This window comes from Streptomyces sp. NPDC026377, from assembly GCF_055567715.1.
The window spans coordinates 1-8,395 of record NZ_JBVHPV010000040.1 but is presented as its reverse complement, the minus strand read 5'-3'; the positions used below and the strand labels follow the sequence as shown (position 1 = coordinate 8,395).

The following is an 8,395-nucleotide window of genomic DNA, read 5'->3' as shown; positions in this document are numbered from 1 at the left end:
CGGGGGGCCGGGGGGGGGGGGGGGGGGGGGGGCCCCCCCCCCCCCCCCCCCCCCCCCGGGGGGGGGGCCGCCCCCCCCCCCGCCACCAGCCACAGGCGGCCCGCAGACGAACACCTGGCCCCCGGAGGGCCCCGCCCGGCCGTGGGTGAGCACCCCGCCCTGGAGGGCACCTGGATGGGTGTCGGGACCCGGACGGACCTTGTTGGGTGGCTCCGGGGTGGGGGGTGGGTGACGCTGCGGGGGAGACACATCGTCCCCGGAGGTCACCGTGCCCAGTACGCTCCCGCTCCGCCGCATACTCGCGGCGGTCGTCCTCTCCACCGCCATCCTGGTGTCGACGACCGCCTGCGGAGGCGAAACCAAGAGCGCAGGCAACAGCCTGACCGCGGCGGAGGCCGGCCCCAGCGCCAGCGCCTCCCCGTCCAGCACCTTCGAGAAGCAGAAGCTCGCCAAGACGCGCTTCGTCGCCAACGCGGGGCTAGCGGCGGGCGCGGCCTACCAGTGGATCGTGAAGCCGTACAAGGCGGGCAAGTTCAAGAAGGGCACCAAGGGCCGGACGTTCGCCCTGGTGAAGGCGGGCCTCGCCGGGGCCTTCACGTACAACCGGCTGAAGGCGGCCGCGAACAACGCCAAGGGCGACCCCCTCCTCTCCAAGGCCGTCGCCCCCCTGACCTCCGGCATCGAGTCCCTCAAGGGCCTGGGCGGCAAGCTCCGCAAGGGCGATGCCACCGACGCGGACGTCGGGCTGTTCGAGAACGTCATCAACGGCGTGAAGGGCGCGGGCAAGAGCGCCGGCGCGGAGGTCAAGGACCAGGTGCCGTCCGCCTCCCAGCTCGGCGGCGGCTGACCCCGGGCCCGGCCCGGCCCCGCACGCCGTCAGCCGTTCAGCTCCGCCAGTACGCGCAGGGTCGTCGGGTCCGGTGCCGTGACCAGCAGGTCCGTCACCGGGCCCGTACGCCACGCCTCCAGCCGTTCCGCGATCCGCTCGCGCGGCCCGACCAGCGAGATCTCGTCCGCGAAGGCGTCCGGCACCGCCCTGACCGCCTCCTCGCGGCGGCCCTCGGCGAACAGCGCCTGGATCCGGCGGGCCTCGGCCTCGTACCCCATCCGCCCCATCAGGTCCGCGTGGAAGTTGCGGGCCGCGTGCCCCATCCCGCCGATGTAGAAGCCGAGCATCGCCTTCACCGGCAGCAGCCCCTCGGCCACGTCGTCGCAGACCCGCGCCCGGACCATGGGGGCGACGGTGAAGCCCCCGGGCGCCCCGTCGAGCGCGGCCCGGTAGGCGTCGAGGCGGGTCGGCGACCAGTACAGCGGCAGCCAGCCGTCCGCGATCCTGGTCGTCTGCGCGATGTTCTTGGGGCCCTCGGCGCCGAGCAGCACCGGCAGGTCCGCCCGCAGCGGATGCGTGATCGGCTTCAGCGGCCTGCCGAGGCCGGTGCCGTCCGCGCCCCGGTAGGGATGCGGGTGGAAGCGGCCGTCCAGCTCCACCGGCGCCCCGCGCCGCAGCACCTGGCGGATCACCTCCACGTACTCCCGCGTCGCCGTCAGCGGGCTGGCGGGGAACGGCCGCCCGTACCACCCCTCCACCACCTGCGGCCCCGAGAGCCCGAGGCCCAGCATCATCCGGCCGCCCGAGAGGTGGTCCAGGGTCAGCGCGTGCATGGCGGTCGCGGTGGGGGTGCGGGCCGCCATCTGCGCGACGGCCGTGCCCAGCGCGATCCGGGAGGTGTGCGCGGCGATCCAGGTCAGCGGGGTGAAGGCGTCCGAGCCCCACGCCTCGGCCGTCCACACCGAGGTGTACCCGAGCCGCTCCGCCTCCCGGGCCAGCTCCAGGTGCCCGGGGTCCGGGGCGCGGCCCCAGTAGCCGAGTGCGAGTCCCAGTCGCATACCACCGCCCCCTGCCCGTTTCTGACGGATCGTCAGGGGAGCGTACGGGAACGGCCCCCCGCCCCGGAAGGGGTGGGGGGCCGTTCCCGTGCCGTGGGACCGTGACCGGCCGGGGCCGGGCCGCCGGTCAGCCGCGCTGGATGCCCGTGGTGTCCTGAAGGACGCCGCGGCGGCCGTCCTGCGTCTGCGCGACCAGGGCCGCGCCGCGCTGCTCCACCGCGAGGTACCAGGTGCCGGGCGCGAGCTCGGCGATCGGCGTGGCCGAGCCGTCCTCCGGGTACAGCTGGCGGGCCACCGGGACGGCGAACCAGAACGGGGCGAAGTCCCCGGCCGGGGCACCGGCGGCGGGCTGCTGCTGGGCCGCGGCGGCGGGTGCCGGGGTCTGGCCGCCCTGGCTCTGGTCGGCACCCTGGGGCGCGAACGGCTGCGGCTGCTGGGCGCCCGGGTAGCCGTACCCGCCGGCGGGCTGGCCGCCGTAGGGCTGGGCGCCGTACGGGGCCACGGCCGGGCTCGGGTTGCCCATCAGAGGAGCCTTGAGCGCGGCGACCATCGGGCCGGCCACGGCGCCCGCGGCGAGCACCAGCGCGGCGATCAGGCCGAGGATCATGCCGGCGCCGGCCTTGTCCATGTCGATGATGGTCCAGAACGCGGTCCACGCCGAGAAGATCGTGAACGCGGTGCCGAACTGGCCCAGGTCGATGCCGGCGATCTTCTTCGGCTGCGGCAGCGAACGGGCCACCACGATGAGGACCGCTCCGATGATGCCGGCCAGGAACATGCTCATCAGCAGGCCCAGCGAGTCCCAGGCATTCGGCACGTCGAGCTTCGGGCAGAACGTACCGGAGCACGAATTGCCGACCGAGTAGAGATCGAGGAACGAGGCGATGAACAGCACCACCGCTGCTCCGATCACCACGCCGTCGCCTCGCGTGAGGGAGCGGATGTTCACGTAATAGTCCTTTTTGGGTCGTCTCGTCGGGGCGGTCATCGCTGCCGCCGGTGTACGTGCACACGGCGCGAAGCACGGGGGTGGTTCCCCACCCGGAGGAGAATCTATCGTCTGACCGGGTGGGAAGTCCCCTCGGTGCTCAGACCGTGACCGACCCGCAGCCGACCGCTCCCGTCGGCGCGTCCCGAGGACAGGCTCTCACTTCCCCAGGAAGTCGCCGATCCCGTCCGCGATCCCCTGGGCCGCCCGCTGACGCCAGTCCGCGTCTCCCAGCAGGGCCGCGTCCCCGGAATCCCGCATGTTCCCGCACTCGATGAACACCTTCGGCACGGTCGAGAGGTTGAGTCCGCCGAGGTCCTTGCGGACGTCCAACCCGGTGCCGTCGCCCACGTAGTTGGAGGGCGGCATGCCGGTGGCGTGCACGAACTTCCCCGCGATCCTCACACCCAGCTCACGCGAGGGGCCCACGATCGGGGCGGTATTCGCCTTCCCGGAGTTCACCAGCGCGGGCAGGATCACATGGAAGCCATGGTTCCCCTGCGCCGAGCCGTCCGCGTGCACCGAGACGACCGCGTCGGCCCTGGCCCGGTTGCCGATCGCCGCGCGCTCGTCCACGCACGGGCCGAAGGGCCGGTCGCCGTCCTGGGTGTAGGTGACGGTCGCGCCCTGCTTCTCCAGGAGCGCCCGCAGCCGGTGCGAGACGTCCAGGGTGAACGCGGCCTCGGTGTACCCGCCCCTGGTGTCGGTGCCGGTGGTGTCGCACTCCTTCTTGTTGGTCCCGATGTCGACCTGGCGGTTGATCTCGGTGGCGTGCCGGAAGTTGCCCGGGTTGTGCCCCGGGTCGATCACCACGACCCGCCCCGCGAGCGGTCCGGTGGGACGGACGGGCCGGGTGGAGGCCGAGGCCGGGGCCGAGGGGGACGGCGTGGCCGTCCCGGTCGCGGCCGGCGGCGCGGTGCCCCCGTTCCCCGAGGGCCGCGCGGCGGGCGCGCTGGGCAGCGGCAGCACCTTCGGCGGCTTGTCGTCGTGGCTGCCGGAACCGTCCATGGCCTGCCACACCAGCCAGCCGGCCAGGACGGTCGGGACCAGCGCGGCGGTCACGATGACGAGGTTGCCGCGCAGCCGGCGCCGGGACGGGGTGGGGGACTCGCTGTCGTACGACACGCAGTGATGCTAGGGCCTGTCCGGCCGATCCGGTGGCTCCGGCCCGGGGTGTCGGTGCCGTCACACCCCCATGCCGTCACACCCCGGGGCCGGTACGGCGCAGGACGCGCAGCGAGTCGGTGGCCGAGACCTCGGTGAACGCCCCGGAGGCCAGGGCCCGCAGGTAGACGCGGTAGGGGGCCTGGCCGGTGAACTCGTCCACCGGGTCCGGGAAGACGTCGTGGATCACCAGGAGGCCGCCCTCGGCGAGGTGCGGGGCCCAGCCCTCGTAGTCCCCGTTGGCGTGCTCGTCGGTGTGGCCGCCGTCGATGAAGACGAGCCCCACCCTGCCGCCCCAGGCCCGCGCCGCCTGCGGCGAGCGCCCCACGACCGCGATCACGTGCTCCTCCAGGCCCGCCCGGTGCAGGGTGCGGCGGAAGGTGGGCAGCGTGTCCATCAGGCCGATCTCCGGGTCGACCACCGACGGGTCGTGGTACTCCCAGCCCGGCTGCTGCTCCTCGCTGCCCCGGTGGTGGTCGACGGTGACGGCGACGGTCCCGGCGGCGCGGGCGGCGTCCGCGAGCAGCAGGGTGGAGCGGCCGCAGTAGGTGCCGACCTCCAGGAGCGGCAGGCCGAGCGCGCCCGCCTCGACGGCCGCCTCGTACAGGGCGAGCCCCTCGCGTACGGGCATGAACCCCTTGGCGGCCTCGAAGGCGGCGAGGATCTCCGGCTTGGGTGTCGCCATGGCAGGGCTCCTGGGGGTCGGGCGCGGGCTTCGTGCGGGACACGGCGGCCCGTAAGGGCGGCGCCGGGCGCCACATCCTAATCCCCGGCCGATCCCGCCCCCCATCTGACCTTCCGTCAGAATGGAACGTGTTCTAGTCTGGCGCCGTTCCAGCGGCGGCCACGGCGGGGGAGTGCGGATGGGCATCGGGATCACCCGGGAGCAGCGCGAGCTCGCCGAGGCGGTACGGGGCGGCCTGGCGCGGGCGGTGCCGCCCGAGGAGGTGCGCAAGCTGCTCGACGCGGACGGCGCCCCCGCCTCCCGGCCGCCGTACTGGGACGCGCTGGCCGCGCAGGGCCTGCTCGGCGTCCATCTCGGCGAGCGGTACGGCGGCGGGGGCCTGGTGGAGCTCGCCGTGGTGCTGGAGGAGGCGGGCCGGGCCGCGCTGCCGGGCCCGTACCTGCCCAGTGTGCTCGCAGCGGCGGTGCTGGAGCGGGCCGGGCACGCGCGGGCGGTGGAGGCGATCGCGACCGGGGCGCGGACGGCGGCCGTGGCGCTCGGCCCCGGCGGCCTCACCGCCGTACCGGGCCCGCGCGGCTGGACGCTCGACGGGACCGCGCCGCCCGTACTCGCCGGAGCCCAGGCCGAGCTGCTCGTGCTGGCCGCCCGGGCGGGCGAGGAGGTGGTGTGGCTGGTCGTGGACGCGGCGGACCTGGAGATACGGGCGCACCGCGGCGCCGACCCCACCCGCCCCACCGCCGAGGTCACCGCCCGCGCCCTCGCCGTCCCGCGCGAGCGGGCGCTCGCCGTGGACCCCGCGCTCGTGCACGATCTGGCGGCCGTCCTCTTCGCCGCCGAGGCCTGCGGCACCGCCGCCCGGGCGCTTCGGACGGCGGTCGCCCACGCCAGGACGCGCGAGCAGTTCGGACGGCCCATCGGCCGCTTCCAGGCGGTCAAGCACCTGTGCGCCGACATGCTCGTCCGGACCGAACAGGCGCGGGCGCTGGTGTGGGACGCGGCGCGGGCGGCGGGGCCGGAGCGGGCCGAGGTGCGCGGTCTGGTGGCCTCCCTGGCGGCGGCCACGGCCCTGGACGCGGCGCTCACCTGCGCCCAGGACTGCGTCCAGATCCTCGGCGGCGCCGGCTTCACCTGGGAGCACGACGCCCACCTCCATCTGCGCCGCGCCCTGGTGGCCCGCCAGCTCCTCGGCCCCGGCGACGCCCACCGCCTGCGGGCCGTCCGGCTCGCCGGGGCCGGGGCGCGCCGCGAGCTGCGGCTCGAACTCCCCGAGGAGGCCGAGGAGTTCCGGGCCACGGCGCGCGAGGCGGCGCGGTCCGTACGCGGCCTCGACCCGGCGTCCGCCCGGCGCGCCCTCGCCCCCACCGGCTACGCCGCGCCACACCTGCCGCCGCCGTACGGGCTGGGCGCCGGGCCCGTCCAGCAGCTCGTCGTCCAGGAGGAGCTGCGCGCCGCCGGGGTGCAGGTCGCCGGGCTCGGGATCGGCACCTGGGTGGTGCCCTCGCTCCTCGCGTACGGGACGAAGGAGCAGCAGGAGCGCTATCTGCTGCCGACCCTGCGCGGGGACCTGCTGTGGTGCCAGCTGTTCTCGGAGCCCGAGGCGGGCTCGGACCTCGCGAGCCTGCGGACCCGGGCCGAACGCACCGAGGACGGCTGGCGGATCACCGGCCAGAAGGTGTGGACGAGCGCGGCCCAGTGGGCGGACCACGGAATCCTGCTGGCCCGCACCGACCCGCGGGCCCCCAAGCACGAGGGCCTGACGTACTTCCTGGTCGACATGAAACACACCCCCGGCATCGACGTCCGCCCCCTGCGGGAGATCACCGGGGACGCGCTTTTCAACGAGGTGTACTTCGACGGGGCGCTCCTGCCGCCGGACGCGGTTGTCGGCGAACCGGGCGGCGGCTGGCGGGTCGCCCGCAACACCCTGGGCAACGAACGCGTCCACATGGCCGACCAGCTGACCTTCGACACCGGCCTGGAGGCGCTGCTCGACCGCGCGGACGGGCTCGACGGCTCCTGCCGCGCCCGGATCGGATCGCTGGCCGCCGAGGCGCACGCGCTGGCCTGCGTCGGGCTGCGCACCACCCTGCTCCAGGTGTCCGGCCTGGAACCGGGCGCCGGGGCGAGTGTGCGCAAGCTCGTCCAGACCGTCCACCAGCAGAAGGTGGCCGGCCTCGCCCTGGAGCTGCTCGGCCCGGCGGGGGCGACGGCCGAGGGACCGGCCCAGCGGGCCGTCCACGGCTATCTGATGTCCCGTTGTCTGACCATCGCGGGCGGCACCACGCAGGTCCAGCTCAATGTCGTGGCCGAGCGGATCCTCGGCCTGCCGCGAGACTGAACGAGCCGAAGGAGCGGGTACGTGAAGAGCTTGGTGGCCGGGGTCGGGACGACGGACTTCGTGAAGCCCGAGTCGCGGGAGTGGCAGTACTGGGACATGGCACGCGAGGCCGGGACGGCCGCGCTCGCGGACGCCGGGATCGGGTACGGGCAGGTGGAGCAGGTCCTGGCGGGCTACTGCTTCCAGCCGTCGACGGCGGGCCAGCGGGCGGCGTACGAACTGGGGCTCACCGGCGTCCCCGTCCACAACGTCAACAACAATTGCGCGACCGGGTCCAGCGCGCTGGTGCTGGCGCGGCAGCTGGTTCAGGGCGGGGCGAGCCAGTGCGTGCTGGTGCTCGGCTTCGAGAAGATGAGGCGCGGCGCGCTGGGCGGCGGGGCGGACGGCGGGGACTTCGCCACGTCCCCGGTCGCCCGCCACTACGGCGTGATGGCCGCCGCCCACGGCTTCGCGACGACCCCGCCGACGGCGCAGATCTTCGGCAACGCGGCGCGCGAGCACATGGAGCTCTACGGGACGACCGAGGCGCAGCTGGCGGCGGTCGGCGCCAAGAACCACCGGCACTCGGTGCACAACCCGCGCGCGCAGTTCCAGGTGGAGTACTCGGTGGCGCAGGTGCTCGCCTCGCCGCCGGTCCACCGGCCGCTGACGAGGCTCCAGTGCTCGCCCACCTCGGACGGCGCGGCGGCGGCCGTCGTCGTCTCCGAGCGGTTCGCGGCGGAACACGGCTTGGAGGAACGGGCGGTGGAGATCGTGGCGCAGGCGATGGCGACGGACACGGAGGAGTCCTTCGCCTCGGGCCGGTGCATCGACGTGGTCGGGGTGGGGATGTCGCGGGCGGCGGCGTCGGCGGTGTACGAGCGCGCCGGGCTCGGCATCGAGGACGTCGACGTCGTCGAGCTGCACGACTGCTTCTCCGTCAACGAGCTGCTGACCTACGAGGCGCTGGGGATGTGCGGGGAGGGGGAGTCCGGGAAGCTGGTGGAGTCCGGGGCGACGACGTACGGCGGCCGGTGGGTGGTGAACCCGTCGGGCGGCCTGATCTCCAAGGGGCATCCGCTGGGCGCGACGGGGCTGGCGCAGGTGGGGGAGCTGGTGACACAGCTGCGGGGCGAGGCGGGGGCGCGCCAGGTCGAGGGCGCGGGCGTGGGACTGGCGCACAACGTGGGCCTGGGCGGGGCGGCGGTGGTGACCCTCCTGCGGAGGTAGGGCCAGAGGGCTTTTCGGCTGCGGACCGTGGTGGCGCACCGTACGCGGCGGGAGGCGACCGAGGTCGCGCCGGGGCCGTTCCAGCTGGACGTGGTCTTCCAGGCGCCCGCGGGTCAGAAGCTGG

General features: G+C 74.9%; 7 protein-coding genes. 3 read left to right on the top strand and 4 right to left on the bottom strand.

Features of this window, described 5'->3' with window-relative positions; genetic code table 11:
- Positions 1–268 precede the first annotated feature (268 nt).
- Positions 269–847, top strand: coding sequence for a hypothetical protein (locus ACZ4MU_RS35075; protein ID WP_467883661.1), 579 nt, complete (start codon positions 269–271; stop codon positions 845–847).
- 29 nt (positions 848–876) lie between these two features.
- Here ACZ4MU_RS35075 and ACZ4MU_RS35070 read toward each other — a convergent pair whose 3' ends face one another.
- From ACZ4MU_RS35070 to ACZ4MU_RS35055, 4 genes are all read right to left on the bottom strand, one after another.
- Positions 877–1,887, bottom strand: coding sequence for an LLM class F420-dependent oxidoreductase (locus tag ACZ4MU_RS35070; RefSeq protein ID WP_467883659.1), 1,011 nt, complete (start codon positions 1,885–1,887; stop codon positions 877–879).
- Positions 1,888–2,014: 127 nt separating this feature from the next.
- Entirely contained in the window at positions 2,015–2,836 is an 822-nt protein-coding gene (locus ACZ4MU_RS35065; protein WP_467883657.1) for a hypothetical protein, read from the bottom strand.
- Positions 2,837–3,034: 198 nt separating this feature from the next.
- Positions 3,035–4,000 (bottom strand): N-acetylmuramoyl-L-alanine amidase, encoded by a 966-nt coding sequence (locus tag ACZ4MU_RS35060; protein ID WP_467883655.1) that lies wholly within the window; start codon positions 3,998–4,000, stop codon positions 3,035–3,037.
- A gap of 76 nt (positions 4,001–4,076) precedes the next feature.
- Complete coding sequence (locus ACZ4MU_RS35055) at positions 4,077–4,724, bottom strand: class I SAM-dependent methyltransferase (RefSeq protein WP_467883653.1); 648 nt, start codon at positions 4,722–4,724, stop codon at positions 4,077–4,079.
- Positions 4,725–4,902: 178 nt separating this feature from the next.
- On the opposite strand from ACZ4MU_RS35055, the gene ACZ4MU_RS35050 reads away from it, so the two are divergent.
- Positions 4,903–7,062 carry an acyl-CoA dehydrogenase gene (locus ACZ4MU_RS35050; RefSeq protein WP_467883663.1) on the top strand — a complete coding sequence of 720 codons (2,160 nt, stop codon included), beginning with the start codon at positions 4,903–4,905 and terminating at the stop codon, positions 7,060–7,062.
- A gap of 21 nt (positions 7,063–7,083) precedes the next feature.
- Positions 7,084–8,271 carry a thiolase C-terminal domain-containing protein gene (locus tag ACZ4MU_RS35045; RefSeq protein WP_467883651.1) on the top strand — a complete coding sequence of 396 codons (1,188 nt, stop codon included), beginning with the start codon at positions 7,084–7,086 and terminating at the stop codon, positions 8,269–8,271.
- The last annotated feature ends 124 nt before the right edge of the window (positions 8,272–8,395 follow it).